At 58.7% G+C, this 15758-nt stretch carries 18 protein-coding genes; 2 read left to right on the top strand and 16 right to left on the bottom strand.

Annotation, left to right across the window (positions count from 1 at the left end; translation table 11 throughout):
• The 7 genes from BMY73_RS12865 to pilV (BMY73_RS12835) form a co-directional block, all read right to left on the bottom strand.
• A complete protein-coding gene (locus BMY73_RS12865) occupies nt 1-708 on the bottom strand; it encodes a PilW family protein (protein WP_092407490.1) in 708 nt (235 codons plus the stop codon).
• Nucleotides 705-1223 carry a type IV pilus modification protein PilV gene (pilV, locus tag BMY73_RS12860; RefSeq protein ID WP_092407488.1) on the bottom strand — a complete coding sequence of 173 codons (519 nt, stop codon included), beginning with the start codon at nt 1221-1223 and terminating at the stop codon, nt 705-707. Before pilV (BMY73_RS12860) ends, BMY73_RS12865 begins: the two co-directional genes overlap by 4 nt.
• Nucleotides 1213-1686 (bottom strand): GspH/FimT family pseudopilin, encoded by a 474-nt coding sequence (locus BMY73_RS12855; RefSeq protein WP_092407486.1) that lies wholly within the window; start codon nt 1684-1686, stop codon nt 1213-1215. The genes pilV (BMY73_RS12860) and BMY73_RS12855 overlap by 11 nt, the downstream gene beginning before the upstream one ends.
• Before the next feature lie 131 nt (nt 1687-1817).
• The gene (locus BMY73_RS12850; protein ID WP_092407484.1) at nt 1818-2255 is read right to left on the bottom strand and encodes a type IV pilin protein; all 438 of its coding nucleotides are present in this window, start codon (nt 2253-2255) and stop codon (nt 1818-1820) included.
• A complete protein-coding gene (locus tag BMY73_RS12845) occupies nt 2252-2740 on the bottom strand; it encodes a pilus assembly PilX family protein (RefSeq protein ID WP_092407482.1) in 489 nt (162 codons plus the stop codon). The genes BMY73_RS12850 and BMY73_RS12845 overlap by 4 nt, the downstream gene beginning before the upstream one ends.
• A gap of 10 nt (nt 2741-2750) precedes the next feature.
• Nucleotides 2751-3452 carry a PilW family protein gene (locus BMY73_RS12840; RefSeq protein ID WP_092407480.1) on the bottom strand — a complete coding sequence of 234 codons (702 nt, stop codon included), beginning with the start codon at nt 3450-3452 and terminating at the stop codon, nt 2751-2753.
• Nucleotides 3449-3895, bottom strand: coding sequence for a type IV pilus modification protein PilV (gene pilV, locus BMY73_RS12835; RefSeq protein WP_092407478.1), 447 nt, complete (start codon nt 3893-3895; stop codon nt 3449-3451). Before pilV (BMY73_RS12835) ends, BMY73_RS12840 begins: the two co-directional genes overlap by 4 nt.
• Before the next feature lie 168 nt (nt 3896-4063).
• Here pilV (BMY73_RS12835) and BMY73_RS12830 point away from each other — a divergent pair, with 168 nt between their 5' ends.
• Nucleotides 4064-4567, top strand: coding sequence for a GspH/FimT family pseudopilin (locus BMY73_RS12830; RefSeq protein ID WP_175500176.1), 504 nt, complete (start codon nt 4064-4066; stop codon nt 4565-4567).
• Nucleotides 4568-4573: 6 nt separating this feature from the next.
• Here BMY73_RS12830 and ispH read toward each other — a convergent pair whose 3' ends face one another.
• The 6 genes from ispH to murJ form a co-directional block, all read right to left on the bottom strand.
• Nucleotides 4574-5521, bottom strand: a complete 948-nt coding sequence (gene ispH / locus BMY73_RS12825) for a 4-hydroxy-3-methylbut-2-enyl diphosphate reductase (RefSeq protein ID WP_062378776.1) — start codon at nt 5519-5521, stop codon at nt 4574-4576.
• 82 nt (nt 5522-5603) lie between these two features.
• Entirely contained in the window at nt 5604-6056 is a 453-nt protein-coding gene (gene fkpB / locus BMY73_RS12820) for an FKBP-type peptidyl-prolyl cis-trans isomerase (protein ID WP_062378778.1), read from the bottom strand.
• Nucleotides 6049-6564, bottom strand: a complete 516-nt coding sequence (gene lspA, locus BMY73_RS12815; RefSeq protein WP_062378779.1) for a signal peptidase II — start codon at nt 6562-6564, stop codon at nt 6049-6051. The genes fkpB and lspA overlap by 8 nt, the downstream gene beginning before the upstream one ends.
• Complete coding sequence (ileS, locus tag BMY73_RS12810) at nt 6557-9388, bottom strand: isoleucine--tRNA ligase (protein WP_092407474.1); 2832 nt, start codon at nt 9386-9388, stop codon at nt 6557-6559. The genes lspA and ileS overlap by 8 nt, the downstream gene beginning before the upstream one ends.
• Before the next feature lie 13 nt (nt 9389-9401).
• On the bottom strand, nt 9402-10337 hold the full coding sequence (ribF, locus tag BMY73_RS12805; RefSeq protein ID WP_062378783.1) for a bifunctional riboflavin kinase/FAD synthetase: 936 nt from the start codon (nt 10335-10337) through the stop codon (nt 9402-9404).
• Nucleotides 10338-10455: 118 nt separating this feature from the next.
• On the bottom strand, nt 10456-12000 hold the full coding sequence (murJ, locus tag BMY73_RS12800; RefSeq protein ID WP_092407472.1) for a murein biosynthesis integral membrane protein MurJ: 1545 nt from the start codon (nt 11998-12000) through the stop codon (nt 10456-10458).
• A 250-nt stretch (nt 12001-12250) separates the two neighbouring features.
• On the opposite strand from murJ, the gene rpsT reads away from it, so the two are divergent.
• Nucleotides 12251-12529 (top strand): 30S ribosomal protein S20, encoded by a 279-nt coding sequence (gene rpsT, locus BMY73_RS12795; RefSeq protein ID WP_007924739.1) that lies wholly within the window; start codon nt 12251-12253, stop codon nt 12527-12529.
• A 72-nt stretch (nt 12530-12601) separates the two neighbouring features.
• Here the strand turns inward: rpsT and BMY73_RS12790 are convergent, their stop codons facing one another.
• The 3 genes from BMY73_RS12790 to cgtA form a co-directional block, all read right to left on the bottom strand.
• Nucleotides 12602-13078, bottom strand: a complete 477-nt coding sequence (locus tag BMY73_RS12790) for a CreA family protein (RefSeq protein WP_092407469.1) — start codon at nt 13076-13078, stop codon at nt 12602-12604.
• A 39-nt stretch (nt 13079-13117) separates the two neighbouring features.
• Nucleotides 13118-14236 carry a glutamate 5-kinase gene (gene proB, locus BMY73_RS12785; RefSeq protein WP_062378788.1) on the bottom strand — a complete coding sequence of 373 codons (1119 nt, stop codon included), beginning with the start codon at nt 14234-14236 and terminating at the stop codon, nt 13118-13120.
• A gap of 84 nt (nt 14237-14320) precedes the next feature.
• Nucleotides 14321-15544: an Obg family GTPase CgtA gene (gene cgtA / locus BMY73_RS12780; RefSeq protein ID WP_062378789.1), complete on the bottom strand. Its 1224-nt coding sequence runs from the start codon at nt 15542-15544 to the stop codon at nt 14321-14323.
• Nucleotides 15545-15758 lie beyond the last annotated feature (214 nt).

Raw genomic sequence — 15758 nt, 5'->3', positions numbered from 1 at the left:
TCAAAACCTATTCCTCAAGGCGGCAACGACGTTGTACGTCTGAGGGCCAACTTTGCCCGCAGGATCAGTCAGCGTTAGGCTCAATCTCACGCTCCGCACCGAGGTAGAAGAGGCATCCGTTAAAGTAGTGCTGTAACTCATCGGTGAACCCGCCATACCAAACGACACGTTGAACGCACTGACATTTTCCACCAGTATCTGCGCCGCGCCCGTCAAACCGTCTGTGAGCGTCAGTTGCGTTCCGGTTAGCGTGTACACAAGCTGGCGCAGTGGAAATGCGGTCTGTTTGGTCGCGTCGCCGGGGGTCCTGGCACCTGCGTACAGTTGGGAAAACGTCTGGCAATCGGAAATAATGGTCCAGGTTGGGTTTGTGCCACTGGTACCGATATCCGCCGTTACCAGCGTCAACTGGGCCCTTGCGGCGTCCCAACGGATGGGATTTGTCAGATTGGGCGGGGCAGCGATAGCCCCCGCGACCGGGGTCGTATCGAGCTTGAGGCAACCATACATACCGGTCATCCGGATTTCCTGAATCAGCTTACTGAGCGCAAACCGGGCATCCTCTTGCATACGGGCGGCATTGTTCTGGCTCTGAAACGTGGTCTTGGTCGAAATAAATATCTGAATGATGCCTGCGACCACAATCAGCCCCAGTACCAGCGCTACCATGATTTCAATCAGTCCAAAACCTCTGGATTGTTTATTCATGGGGTCACCGCATTAACGCCTATGCGCGAACTGATACTAAACGTGCGCATTGAAGACCCAGGATTGGAGGCGCGCACCGAATCATTACCCGTGATTGCTCGGGTGTCGTCCCACGTAATAGTGATCGTGACCACTGGCTTCGCCACGACAATGCTGCCGGTCGCACTGGAGCCTCCAAACGTAAGGATATTGGCTTTGAAATCTGCCAGGTCCTGATTTCGCGCATTGTTCATACTGGCGACGGGCGCTGCATCGGTAGCCGAAATAGCGTAGGTGGACAGCACGTCAGTCACACCGTTGGAGGAAGCGTTGCCATCAACGTTCGCTCGAATTCTGTCCATCATGTCGTAGGCGATGAAAGTTGCCTGGCTCGCCATAGTCGAACTGTCAGTGTATTTCAACGCATTTAACTGAATAGCAGCAGCGCCTAGCAGCCCTATCCCTAAAATCAATACCGAGACTAAAACCTCTATCAATGTCATGCCAGATTGGCGTCGCGAACCATCAAGTCGCATTGCAGACTCCATTCAATACGATTCTTCCATTCAGGCAGATAGCCAGCGTCCGGGTATTCGTGCCCCGGCTGTAGGTGATGGTCAACGAGGACGACGGCGTCGTCAGGCCACCCAGATTGTTAAAGGATATCGATGTGACTGAGCTTGGAATATCCAGGGTAGCGCCAGTGTTCATAGCGGGAATGACCCTGAGGACCGTGCCGTCAGACGTCAATACGACATTGAGCGCCGTAGTCCAGGCGGCGTTGGCGATACTGGGCTGAATACTCGTGTTGACACCACGGGTAATGGCCTCAAGCCGCGCATAATTGAACGCCCGCTGCAGATCGCTTATTTCAGTGTCGGCTTTTGACTTCTGTATGGTTGCGCTGAAATTGGGTACTGCAATGACAGCGATGATCCCTATGAGGGTGACGGTGACCAACAATTCGACCAGCGTAAAACCCCGATACTGTCTGGGCATTTAATGTCTCCTTAACACGGAGACTATAACGCAGCAGATTGTGTCGAATTTTGTAAGAAAGATGTGTGGTAGTTTTTGCTGGATGAGCGCCCGCTATCGATGAATGGGATCACTCATTTTCTTATCAACCCCTACCGCCCCCAACACACCTGAACACTGGCGCCACCCGACATCCCTACATTGTCGTGCCTGCCAGTGTGATCCAGCACAAACCCACCACACCTGTCGCCGCTCATCGGCGTTCCGGCGACAGGCAAAGCCGTCAGAACGAACGCCTGCTCCGAACGCTCGGCACTGATCGCGTAAAAGGCATTCCCGACGGAGACTTCATGTTCCCGAACGGGTGGTCTGGCCGTGTCTGAGTATTGCCCTGCGCGGGAATAAAAACGCTCCAGCCTTTGCGCCTCTTCGACCAGCACGCCGGCGATTTCCGAGCGGCGGGTTTTCTTCGTGTGCTCGGTGTATGTCGGGTATGCGATCGCGGCCAGGATCGCGACAACGGCGATGGCGATCAGCAATTCGATCAGGGTAAATCCCTTGGTGTGCCTCGGGAGTGGTCGTCCATTCATAACCGTTGCCGCCACATGATTCGCCGCTCTTCGGTGTGGATACTTTCCAGCACTGTCCGGGCGCTGCCCTGAAGGCCGATGGCCGTGACGCGGTATAGCCGGCGAAACCCGCTCCGCTCGGCTGCGCCTGCCGGATCATCGGTTTGCCCCAGATGCTGAACGCCAAAGAGCCCGCCGGGGCTGGCCACCCAGATCACGCCAGACTGACCACCAGAGCCAGCCGTAGATCGCGTCAGCGCGTCCTTCGGCGGCAGGCATAACGTCGGGCTCGCGCATTCAGGGAGAAAGAAGCCGGGCTCAAGGACAGTTGCCTCTGCGGCCCTGAGCACTGTTTCGGCTTTCTGGAACGACTGGTGGCGCAGCGTCAGGCTGCCTGACACTTTCTCCTGAAGGGTGGCGTTTTGCATGGAAGAGGTGGCTAGCAGGGTCAGCAGGAGGAGGAACACCAGACTGACAATCAGCACCACCCCGCGTTGGGCGTTCATCGGTGTCTCCTCACTCAAGCCGGTTACGAATGGCAGCGACCACATTAAAGGTCTGCTCCTGCGTACGGTCTGCCGGGTCGAAGAGCGTCAGTGTCAGCCGCACGCTGCGGATCAGCGTGGGGTCGGGTTGATCGGTGTACCGCGCAATCCCGGGCTTGCCGACACCCTCCGCGACGCCGAAGAGCACGCTGAATGCGCGGACGTTGCTGATCAGTGGCTGTCCGTTGAGCGCCAGCTCGCTACGCCCCGGATTGAAGCGATACACCTGCTTGTGGATCGGCAGCATCATTTCGCCCTCGGCAAGACGCGGCGCCCGGCCCCGGGTCCATGCGGTGGCGGAGGACAGGCAATCGGTGTGAATCTCCCAGTTGTGCCAGGATCCGCCCTGCCCTACGCCTGCCGTCATCAATGTCAGTGACTGTTGCTGCGCGTCCCACTCCACAGGTGTCCGAGCGACCGATGAGAACTGTCCACCTGCGCTAGCGTCACGAACCGTCGCCAGACAGCCAGCCATACCTGCCAGGCGAACTTCCTGAACCACCTTGCTGAGGACGAAACGCGCATCTTCTTGCAGGCCCGCCGCCGATGACTGACTCAAGTACGTGTTTTTGCTGCTGATAAAAATCTGCATCAATGCATGCGACATCACCAGTCCAAGGGCCAAGGCAAGCATGATTTCCACAAGGCCAAACCCCCTCACCCTGCGCTTCATGGTCGAAGGGCTTGAGTGAGGCTGCTCAGCGTGAGCGTTTGCCGGTGCCCGGTATCACCTTCTGCGCGTGAGTCATCCCACTCCAGCGCCAGGGTGACGTGAGCACCGACGACCGAGACGCTGGCCTCAGCATCCTCTCCCACACTGCGCCGAAGCTGGTCGGCGAAATCGAACAGGTCCTGATCTCTGGGGTTATCGGGATTGCCGGACGTCGGCGCCTGACTTAAGGAGGACAGCGCATAGTTCGCGCCGGGATTGGCGCGGATGCGCTCCAGCAAATCCTGCGCGATAAAGCTTGCTTGTGTACTGCGCATGGCGCTGTCGGTGTGCTTCAGCGCGTTGAGCTGCAACATGGCCACGCCCAGCGCGCCAATGGAAAACACCACCAGGGCGACCAACACTTCGATCAGCGTTATCCCTGCCTGCCCCCATTTCGTATCCATCCAGCCTCTCCGCAAATCCATGTGCAGGGACCATTGAAGCCCATAACCAAAAGCCTGCCAGACGGGTGTGTAACCGCACCTTGCGGACATATCGGCTGACAATCGGCGCCCTTGCCAGCTTCTCCTCAGACAGGTCTGCTAGCGGGCATTCGGATCGGGAGCACCAGAGTGAGGCAGAAGGGATTGACGCTCATAGAGCTGCTGGCGGGAATCGTATTGATCGGGGTCATCGCGGCAATGGCAGTGCCGGCGTTTGGCGCCCTGATTGACTCGCAACGCCGTCAGGACACCGCTCAGCAATTGATCAGCGGCCTGAGGCTGGCGCGCGTAGAAGCGATCTTGAGAGGTCAACCGGTAATCATGCAGGCCCTGGATGGCGGCTGGGGTCGAGGGTGGAATGTTTTCGTGGACATCAACCGGAATCAGTTTCGAGACGACGACGAACCGATCCTTGCCGAACGCAGCGGTCATCGAAACATCAGGGTGGTGGGCAATACGCGAGTCGCGGCCCGCGTCGGTTTTGACAGCACGGGCAGGCTGATCAACAACGGCAACGGCACGCTGGCGGTGTGCCTTAAAGACTCACCCGCCAGCCACGCTCAAGTCGCAATCGCGGTCACGGGACGCGTCAGCCTTCGACGCGAAGGCTTCGGCACGGAACCGTGCGCATGAGACGGGTTACTCGACCTGTTTGACGCGCAGTTCCTTGGGCATCGAAAAGGTGATGTTTTCTTCCCGCCCCGCCAACTCGTCGGCGCCGATAGCACCCCAGGCCTGCAACTGCTGAATCACGCCACGAACCAGGACTTCTGGCGCCGAAGCCCCCGCAGTGATGCCAATTCGTTCAACCCCGTCGAACCAGCTGCGTTGCATGTCTTCGGCGCCATCAATCAGATAGGCCGGGGTCGCCATGCGCTCGGCCAGTTCACGAAGACGATTGGAGTTCGAGCTGTTCGGGCTGCCTACAACCAGGACCACATCACACTCGTCGGCCAGCTGTTTGACGGCGTCCTGACGGTTTTGGGTGGCGTAGCAGATGTCGTCCTTACGAGGGCCACCGATGGCGGGAAAGCGCGAACGCAAGGCGTCGATGACCCGGCTGGTGTCGTCCATGGACAAGGTCGTTTGCGTCACGAACGCCAGTTTTTCCGGGTTCTGGACCTGCAGGTTAGCCACGTCCTCCTCGTCTTCGACCAGGTAGATGGCGCCGCCATTGCTGGCGTCGTACTGGCCCATCGTACCTTCGACTTCCGGGTGACCTTCATGGCCGATCAGGATGCATTCACGCCCGTCGCGGCTGTAACGTGCGACTTCGATATGGACCTTGGTCACCAGCGGGCAGGTCGCGTCGAACACTTTCAAACCGCGACCGGCGGCTTCGGTACGCACGGCTTGTGAAACGCCGTGAGCACTGAAAATGACGATGACGTCGTCGGGGACCTGATCCAGCTCTTCGACGAAGATCGCACCGCGACTGCGCAGGTCTTCGACGACGAATTTGTTATGAACCACTTCATGGCGCACGTAGATCGGCGGGCCAAACACTTCCAGCGCGCGATTGACGATTTCGATCGCACGGTCCACCCCGGCGCAGAAGCCACGTGGGTTGGCGAGTTTGATTTGCATGATGTGCCTCGTGTCTACGTGCAATGAAACATAAAAACGAAAAGGCCCCGAGCCATGTCGGGGCCACGGGTTATCCGATCGCTCAGAGCGCCTTCACCTCGAAGATTTCGACTTCAAAGGTCAACGTTTTACCGGACAACGGGTGGTTGAAATCGACGGTCACCTGATCGTCGTCAAACGCCTTCACCACGCCTGGCAGCTCAGTATTGGCCGCATCGTTGAAGATCACCAGCAAGCCCTCCGCCAACTCCATGTTCTGGAACTGCGAGCGCGGCATGATCTGCACGTTCTGCGGGTTGGGCTGTCCGAACGCATTTTCCGGTGGCACCTGGAGGGTGCGCTTATCGCCCGCCTTGAAGCCAAAAATCAGCGCTTCAAAACCGGGCAACAAACTGCCGTCGCCCACCTTGAAGGTCGCCGGGGCTTTATCGAACGTGCTGTCGACAGTGTCGCCGTTCTCCAGATGCAACGCGAAATGCAGGGTGACTTCCGTGTTCTGACCGATGCGTGTTTCCGATGTAGCGTGTTCAGTCATGAACGGGCTCTCCGGTTTTCTTGCTCTTGAACATATCCAGAGCAAGCATGATCGCGCCTACAGTGATCGCACTGTCGGCAAAATTGAACGCCGGGAAATACCAGCGAGTGTCCCAGTGCACCAGAATGAAGTCGATCACGTGGCCAATCGCGATGCGGTCGTACAGGTTGCCTAGCGCGCCACCCAGCACGAGTGCCAGGGCAACCGCGAGCCAGGTCTCATTGCGCCCAAGGCGCTTGAGCCAGACCACCAGCACCGCGCTGACCACCACGGCGATCAACGCAAACAGCCAGCGCTGCCAGCCGGAGCTGTCAGCCAGGAAGCTGAACGCCGCGCCCGTGTTGTAGGCCAGCGTCCAGCTGAAATAGCTGGGGATGACCACGATCTGTTGATACAGGCTCAACGCGTTCTCGAAGTAGAACTTGCTGGCCTGGTCAATGACCACGACCAGCACGCTCAACCACAGCCAGCCAAGACGACCCATACGACCAGCCGACGCATTAGGCATAGTGACGAACCTCGCCCGCGCCGCTGATGTTATCGACACAACGACCGCAGATTTCCGGATGCTCAGCGTGCACGCCGACGTCTTCGCGGAAGTGCCAGCAACGTGCGCACTTGGTGTAGCCGGACTTCACCACTTTCAGCTTGAGGCCCGCGACTTCAGTGACCACGGCATCGGCAGGCGCGCTGGCGAACGGCGCCAGACCTGCTTTGGACGTGATCAGCACAAAACGCAGCTCATCGCCGAGCTTGTTCAAGTCGCCGGTCAGATCGTCTTCGGTGTACAGCGTCACTTCGGCCTGCAGGTTGCCACCGATGGCTTTCGCCGCACGCTGGTTCTCCAGTTCCTTGTTGACGGCCGTCTTGACCGCCATGATCCGCTCCCAGTAGGCGCGGTCGAGCTCGAAGCCTTCCGGCAGCTCGCTCAGACCTTCGTACCAGGTATTGAGCATCACCGACTCGTTACGCTCGCCCGGCATGTACTGCCACAGCTCGTCTGCCGTGAACGCCAGGATCGGCGCGATCCAGCGAACCAGCGCTTCGGAGATGTGAAACAGCGCGGTCTGGCAGGAACGGCGTGCCTTGCTGTTGGCGCCGGTGGTGTACTGGCGATCCTTGATGATGTCCAGGTAGAAACCGCCCAGCTCCTGCACGCAGAAGTTATGCACCTTGGAGTAGACGTTCCAGAAGCGGTACTCACCGTAATGCTCTTCCAGCTCACGCTGCAGCAACAGCGTGCGATCCACGGCCCAACGGTCCAGCGCCAGCATTTCATCAGCAGGCAGGAGGTCGGTGGCCGGGTTGAAGCCGCTCAGGTTGGAGAGCAGGAAACGCGCGGTGTTGCGGATACGGCGGTAAGCATCGGCGCTGCGCTGCAGGATGGTTTCCGAAACGGCCATCTCGCCCGAGTAATCGGTGGCGGAAACCCACAGACGCATGATGTCGGCGCCCAGGGTGTCGTTGACTTTCTGCGGCGCGATGACGTTGCCCAACGATTTGGACATCTTGCGGCCATTCTCGTCCACGGTGAAACCGTGGGTCAGCAGCTCGCGGTACGGCGCGTGATTATCGATCGCGCAGCCGGTGAGCAGCGAGGAGTGGAACCAGCCACGGTGCTGGTCGGAGCCTTCCAGGTACAGGTCGGCGCGCGGACCGGTTTCATGGCCCATCGGGTGAGAGCCGCGCAGAACGTGCCAGTGCGTGGTACCCGAGTCGAACCAGACATCCAGCGTGTCGGAGATCTTGTCGTACTGCGGCGCTTCGTCGCCCAGCAGCTCAGCCGCGTCCATCTTGAACCAGGCTTCGATGCCTTCTTTCTCGACGCGCAGTGCAACCTCTTCCATCAGCTCGACGGTGCGTGGGTGCAACTCTCCGCTTTCCTTGTTCAGGAAGAACGGGATCGGCACGCCCCAGTTACGCTGACGGGAGATGCACCAGTCAGGACGATTGGCGATCATCGAGTGCAGACGCGCTTGGCCCCAGGCAGGGACGAACTTAGTGTCTTCGATGGCTTTGATCGCGCGGTTGCGCAGGGTATTGCCAGCGGCTGGCTGCTTGTCCATGCCCACGAACCACTGCGCCGTGGCGCGGTAGATCAGCGGCGTCTTGTGACGCCAGCAATGCATGTAGCTGTGAGTGATGGTTTCGGTGTGCAGCAGCGCACCGACTTCCTGCAGCTTGTCGACGATGGCCGGGTTGGCTTTCCAGATGAACTGGCCACCGAAGAACTCCAGCGACTGGGCGTACACACCGTTGCTCTGAACCGGGGTGAGGATGTCGTCGTTGACCATGCCATAGCGCTTGCAGGTCACGAAGTCGTCTTCGCCATAGGCTGGCGCGGAGTGAACCACGCCCGTACCGGCGCCCAGCTCGACGTACTCGGCCAGATAAACCGGCGACATACGGTCATAGAACGGGTGACGGAAGTTGATCAGCTCAAGCGCCGAACCAGGGACGGTGGCCAGCACCGAACCTTCGAGATTCCAGCGCTGGAGGCATGCCTCGACCAGCTCTTCAGCGAGGACCAGCAGGCGGTCGCCGGTGTCTACCAGCGCGTAATTGAATTCCGGGTGAACGTTGAGCGCCTGGTTCGCCGGGATGGTCCACGGGGTGGTGGTCCAGATCACGATCGCTGCAGGTTTGCTCAGGCTCGGCAGGCTGAAAGCTGCGGCCAGTTTGTCGGCGTCAGCCACAGGGAAGGCGACGTCGATGGTCGACGACTTCTTGTCCTGGTATTCGACTTCCGCTTCCGCCAGGGCCGAGCCGCAATCGAAACACCAGTTGACCGGCTTCAGGCCCTTGAACACGAAACCGTTCTTGACCATTTCCGCCAGCGCACGGATTTCTCCGGCTTCGTTGGCGAAGTCCATGGTCCGGTACGGATTGGCCCAGTCGCCCAGCACACCCAGACGAATGAATTCGGCTTTCTGACCTTCGATCTGCTCGGCCGCATAGGCACGGCACAGCTCGCGGGTCTTGTCCGCAGGCAGGTTCTTGCCGTGGGTAACCTCGACCTTGTGCTCGATCGGCAGACCGTGGCAGTCCCAGCCCGGAACATAAGGCGCGTCGAAGCCCGACAGGGTCTTCGAACGGACGATCATGTCCTTGAGAATCTTGTTGACCGCATGACCGATGTGAATATTGCCGTTGGCGTACGGAGGACCGTCGTGCAGAACGAACTTTGGACGATCCTTGCCAATTTCGCGCAGCTTCTGGTACAGGCCAATGCTGTCCCAGCGCTGCAGAGTTTGCGGCTCGCGCTGGGGCAGGCCGGCCTTCATCGGGAAGGCGGTGTCCGGAAGATTAAGCGTGGCTTTGTAGTCGGTCATTTCAGGCTCTAAGTTAGCGGTTGACCATGCCCCAATGGGCACGGGCGGCAGCGACATCCGCATCGATCGCCGTCTTAAGCGCCTCAAGAGAGGCGAAACGCTGCTCATCACGCAGCTTTTGGTGGAATACCACCGTCAAACGCCGGCCATAGATATCGCCGGCAAAATCCAGGAGGTGAATCTCAAGGTGCGGACGCCCATCGCCCGCCACGGTCGGTCGTACGCCGATGTTGGCGACGCCAGGCCATACCTTGCCATCGATCTCGGCACTGACCAGATAGACACCGGTCAATGGCACGCGACGACGTTTGAGTTGCACGTTGGCGGTGGGCGTTCCCAACTGACGGGCCAGCTTCTGACCATGCAGAACGCGTCCAGAAATCGCGAAGGGCCGACCCAACAAGTGCTCGGCCAAGGCGAAATCACTATTGGCCAGAGCATCGCGCACCTTGGTGCTGCTGACGCGTACGCCGTTGATTTCCACGGTCTGCGCAGCCTCTACCGAGAATCCTTTTTCTGCGCCGACTTTCTGAAGAAAGTCGAAGTCACCCATCCGGTCACAACCGAAACGGAAATCGTCACCGACCTCAAGGTGTTTAACGCCAAGCCCTTCGACCAACACGGTGTCGACAAATCCGGCGGCGCTCAGGTGGCTCAGGCGCTGGTTGAACGCCAGGCAGAGCACCAGATCTATACCCTCGCTGGCCAGCAGATCAAGCTTGTCGCGCAGACGTGCCAGCCGGGCCGGAGCGGTTTCCGGGGCAAAGAACTCGCGCGGCTGCGGTTCGAAAATCACCACACAGCTGGGCAGGCCCAACTCGACGGCACGCTCACGCAGTCGCGCCAGGATAGCCTGGTGACCACGGTGAACACCGTCGAAATTGCCAATGGTGGCGACGCAGCCCCGATGCTGGGGGCGCAGATTTTGAAGGCCTCGAACCAGCTGCATAACGCGCTTCTTGCTCATAAAGTGGCCGATTATAACCACACACTGCCTTCAACGACAGGCGACACAGTGAGGCAAAGCGCAACAATCGGCGGTAACCGGCAAAAACCGACGACTGATCCTACATGATCGCCTTGCGGGCGAAATCTCTCAGGCGGAAGCCCAGCAACAGCAACATCCCGAAATACGCCACCACCCCGGCCACGACCAGCCCCCCTAGCCGGATGAAGCGCTCAAGCATCTGCCCGTCGGACCAGGCCGGCATCACGTGCATCAAGCCCAACAGCACACCTGACATCACCGCCACAGACACCAGCAACTTGGTCAGAAACACCGGCCAGCCAGGTTGAGGCTGATAAAGATCCTGTTTACGCAGTTGCCAGAACAGAAGCAGCGCATTCAGACAGGCACCCATGCTGATCGCCAGCGCCAACCCCACATGGGCCAGGTGCACGACGTAGACGAACAGCACGTTGAACAACTGAGTCACGACGAGGGTGAACACCGCGATTTTCACCGGGGTACGAATATTCTGTTGCGCATAGAAGCCGGGCGCCAGCACCTTGATGACGATGATGCCCAACAGCCCCACGGCATAGCCGACCAAAGCGCCTTGTGTCTTCACAGCATCAGTCGCATCAAACTTGCCGTACTGAAACAGAGAGACCGTCAACGGCTCCGCCAGCAGCCCAAGGGCCAATGTGCAGGGCAGGACCAGTACAAAGCAGAGCCGCAGACCCCAGTCGAGAATGCGTGAATATTCGTGGCGATCCTTGCTGGCGTAGGTTTTCGACAGGATCGGCAGCAGAATTGTCCCCAGCGCAACGCCGAGCACGCCCGAGGGCAGTTCCATCAACCGGTCGGCGTAGTACATCCACGACACCGAGCCCGCTGCCAGAAAAGAAGCAAATATGGTGTTAATGATCAGCGAGATCTGACTGACCGAAACGCCCAACATCGCGGGCAGCATCTGCCTCATCACCCGCCAGACGCCGGTATCCCGCAGATTCAGCCGCGGCAACACCAGCATGCCGATTTTTTTCAGGTGTGGCAGTTGATACAGCAGTTGCAGCAAACCACCTGCCAGCACGGCCCAACCCAGCGCCATGACCGGCGGATTGAAGTACGGCGTGAGGAACAGCGCGAAAAAAATCATCGCGAGGTTGAGCAGCGTCGGCACGAAGGCCGGCACGGAGAAACGGTTCCAGGTATTGAGAATGGCGCCCGCCAGCGAGGACAGCGAAATCAGCAATATATAAGGAAAGGTCACCCGCAGCAGGTCAGAGGTCAGCTGGAATTTTTCCGGCGTATCGGCGAAGCCTGGGGCCGTGGCCCAGATGACCCATGGCGCGAAAAGGATGCCAAGAACAGTGACCACCGCCAACGCCAGCGTCAGCAGCCCGGTGACATAGGCGACAAAGGTGCGTGTCGCCTCCTCGCCTTGCTGGCTTTTATATTCCGCCAGGATTGGCACGAAGGCCTGGGAGAAGGCGCCTTCTGCGAAGATTCTTCGCAACAGATTGGGCAGTTTGAACGCAATGAAGAAGGCATCCGTTGCCATTCCGGCACCAAATGCGCGGGCGATGATGGTGTCACGGATAAAACCCAGGACCCGCGACAGCATGGTGATAGAGCTGACGGCGGCAAGCGATTTGAGTAGGTTCATCTAAAGTGTGTGCGCCTGACCAAAGGAAGCGCCAAAGCGCGATCCATTTATGCGATACTCCGCGCCGCAAAACAGCTCAGAGCCAAAACCCGCGAGTTTACAGGTCGCACGCCGGAATGAAATAACCACGGCATCACACGGCGACCACTCAGCGGAACGCATCAACTGCCCTTGACAAGCGTCAAACTCATCGGCATGATTCGCGGCCTATTTTGTTAGCTATTTCCCAAGTCTTTCGAGGAGCTCGACGGTGGCCAACTCACCTTCCGCCAAAAAACGTGCAAAACAGGCTGAGAAGCGTCGCAGCCACAACGCCAGCCTGCGTTCCATGGTTCGTACCTACATCAAGAACGTAGTGAAAGCCATCGACGCAAAAGACGCTGAAAAAGCGCAAGCTGCTTATGTTCTGGCTGTGCCAGTTATCGACCGTATGGCCGATAAAGGCATCATCCATAAGAACAAAGCTGCTCGCCATAAAGGCCGCCTGAATGGCCACATCAAGGCTCTGAACCTTGCTGCTGCAGCCTAAGCGACCCGCTTGTTAAAAAACCGACCCCAGGGTCGGTTTTTTATTGCCTGCAATTTCGCTTGGTGCGGCCCATCAAGGGCCGGGAGACGGTGCTGGCGCCCACGGCAAAATCGGGATAGCCGTTACCGCATTCTGCGGACTGCCTTCAATCACGCGATCGCTGTAAACCAGATACACCAAGGTGTTGCGCTTCTTGTCCAGGAAGCGAACCACCTGCATGGTCTTGAACACCAACGAAGTACGCTCCCTGAAAACCTCGTCGCCATCCTTCAGCTCTTCCTTGAAATGGATCGGCCCTACCTGACGACACGCGATGGAAGCCTCGGCACGGTCCTCCGCCAGACCCAAACCACCCTTCAAACCACCGGTCTTGGCCCGTGACAGATAGCAGGTGACGCCGTCCACCTTTGGATCATCGAACGCCTCGACGACGATCCGGTCATTGGGGCCGACGAATTTGAACACCGTCGACACCTGACCAATCTCTTCAGCCGAAGCCAGCAGAGGCAACATCAACGCCGCCCCCAGAATGCCTTTCAGAACGCGCATCTGTGCTTCCTTATAAGAAAAAACCGACCCTGCCCGAAATCAGACCAGGATCAGATTATCGCGATGAACCAGTTCAGGTTCAGCCATGTAGCCCAACTCCTTCACGATCGCGTCGGAGGGCTGACCAATGATCTTCTGCGCTTCAAGTGCACTGTAGTTGCTGAGCCCCCGCGCCACTTCGCGACCGTTTGCTGCCACACACACCACCATCTCCCCACGACGAAAGCTGCCCTGGACGAGCTTTACACCTACCGGTAGCAGGCTCTTATTGCTCTCGGTCAGTGCTTTTACTGCTCCATCATCCAGCACGAGTGTGCCGCGCGTCTGCAGATGCCCTGCCAGCCACTGCTTGCGGGCCGCCAGCATGCCGCGCTCAGGCGAGAGCAACGTTCCAAGTCGCTCACCCGCCTTCAGACGCGCCAGTACACGCTCGATGCGACCACCCACAATCACGGTATGTGCGCCAGAACGCGCCGCCAGACGTGCCGCACGCAACTTGGTCTGCATGCCACCACGCCCCAAGGCGCCGCCGGTACCACCCGCCACAGCGTCCAGCGCCGGATCGTCGGCACGGGCTTCATAAATCAGTTGAGCTTCAGGGTTATTACGCGGGTCAGCGTCGAACATGCCGTCGCGATCGGTGAGGATGACCAGAAGATCGGCCTCCACAAGGTTTGCCACCAACGCCGCCAGGGTGTCGTTATCGCCGAAACGGATTTCATCCGTCACGACGGTGTCGTTTTCGTTGATGACCGGCACTACGCCCAGATCTACGAGGGTGCGCAATGTACTGCGGGCGTTCAGGTAGCGCTTGCGGTCAGACAGATCATCATGAGTCAGCAGAATCTGCGCCGTATGCCGACCATGCTCCGCGAAACTGGATTCCCAGGCCTGAACCAACCCCATCTGACCAATCGCCGCCGCCGCTTGAAGCTCATGCATGGCGCTCGGTCGCACAGTCCAGCCCAGGCGACTCATGCCGGCAGCCACTGCGCCGGACGAAACCAGAACCAGTTCGACGCCCGCCTCATGCAGCGCCACCATCTGCTCGACCCAAACACCCATTGCGTTGCGATCAAGACCCTTGCCGTCCGCCGTCAGCAGCGCACTTCCGATCTTCACAACCCAACGCTGGGCACCTGTCACCTTGCTCCGCATGATCGTTCAACCCTAAGCCAGAGGTACACATTCAAGATACTAAAACGCCGCTAATTTAGCGGCGTTGTAGTTTACTTCAGTCGATCACTCACGGACGTAAATGATTTCCGGACCGTCTTCATCGTCCACATCATCTTCATCCCAGTCGTCATCGCCGATGTCATGCACGCTCTTCACACCGCTGCGACGCAGGGCACGCTGATCGTCCAGCGCCTGCAACTGGGCACGCGCCTCGTCTTCGATACGCTGATCCAGCTCGGCCAGTTCCTCGGCATATGCCGGGTCGCTCGCCAGACGATCGGCACGATCTTCCAGATACCGCATGATGTCGTGACTGAGGCGATCAGTCCCTTCTTTTGCAATGGCCGAGATCACGTAGACAGGACCGGTCCAGCCAAGGCGATCAACGATCTCCTGCTTGCGCTGCTCGTGTTCTTCTTCCAGGATCTGGTCGCACTTGTTCAGCACCAGCCAGCGATCACGATCCGCCAGCGCAGGGCTGAACTTGATCAACTCATTGACGATGACTTCGGCGGCATCCGGCGCACTGCTTTCGTCCAGCGGCGCCATATCGACGAGGTGCAGCAACAGACGAGTACGCGCCAGGTGCTTGAGGAAACGGATACCCAGACCGGCACCGTCCGACGCGCCTTCGATCAGACCCGGAATATCGGCAATGACGAAGCTTTTCCAGCGATCGACACTCACCACACCCAGGTTGGGCACCAGCGTGGTGAACGGGTAGTCGGCAACTTTCGGCTTGGCAGCCGAAACGGAACGAATGAAGGTGCTCTTGCCAGCATTTGGCAAACCCAGCAGACCGACGTCAGCCAGCACTTTCAGCTCCAGCTTCAGGTCACGCTGCTCACCCGGCTTGCCTGGCGTAGTTTGACGCGGTGCACGGTTGGTACTGGATTTGAACCGGGTGTTGCCCAGACCATGCCAGCCGCCATGAGCCACCAACAGGCGCTGACCGGCCTTGGTCAGGTCGCCGATGATTTCCTGAGTGCTCGCATCGATCACCGTGGTACCGACCGGCACACGCAACACCAGATCCTCGCCTTTGCGACCAGTGCAATCCGTACTGCCGCCATTGGAACCACGCTCGGCATCGAAGTGACGGGTATAGCGATAATCGACCAGGGTGTTGAGGTTCTCGTCGGCGATCATGTAGATCGAGCCGCCGTCCCCCCCATCACCACCGTTAGGACCACCGTTTTCGATGAATTTTTCGCGACGGAAGCTCATGCAACCGTTTCCGCCGTCACCGGCCTTCACCCGAATGGATACTTCATCAACAAATTTCATAACGCACGCCTCCCGTCACAAAGACGAGCAAACAACATAAATTCATAAGGCTCTTGCAAAGATGAGCGTTGCGATACCGATCAAAAACCAGCGACTTCACACCACAACGGCCCACACAAACAGCTTTGCAAGAGACTCACCAAAACCAGACCTTTTACAAACGAAAAAGCCCTGTCAACGACAGGGCTTTTCAGCTCAGGCAATGTGCAGGCCG

The organism is Pseudomonas sp. NFACC02, assembly GCF_900110765.1.
Classification (GTDB): Bacteria; Pseudomonadota; Gammaproteobacteria; order Pseudomonadales; family Pseudomonadaceae; genus Aquipseudomonas.
The sequence above is the reverse complement of the archived record's forward strand: the minus strand, read 5'-3'. Positions and strand labels throughout refer to the sequence as shown.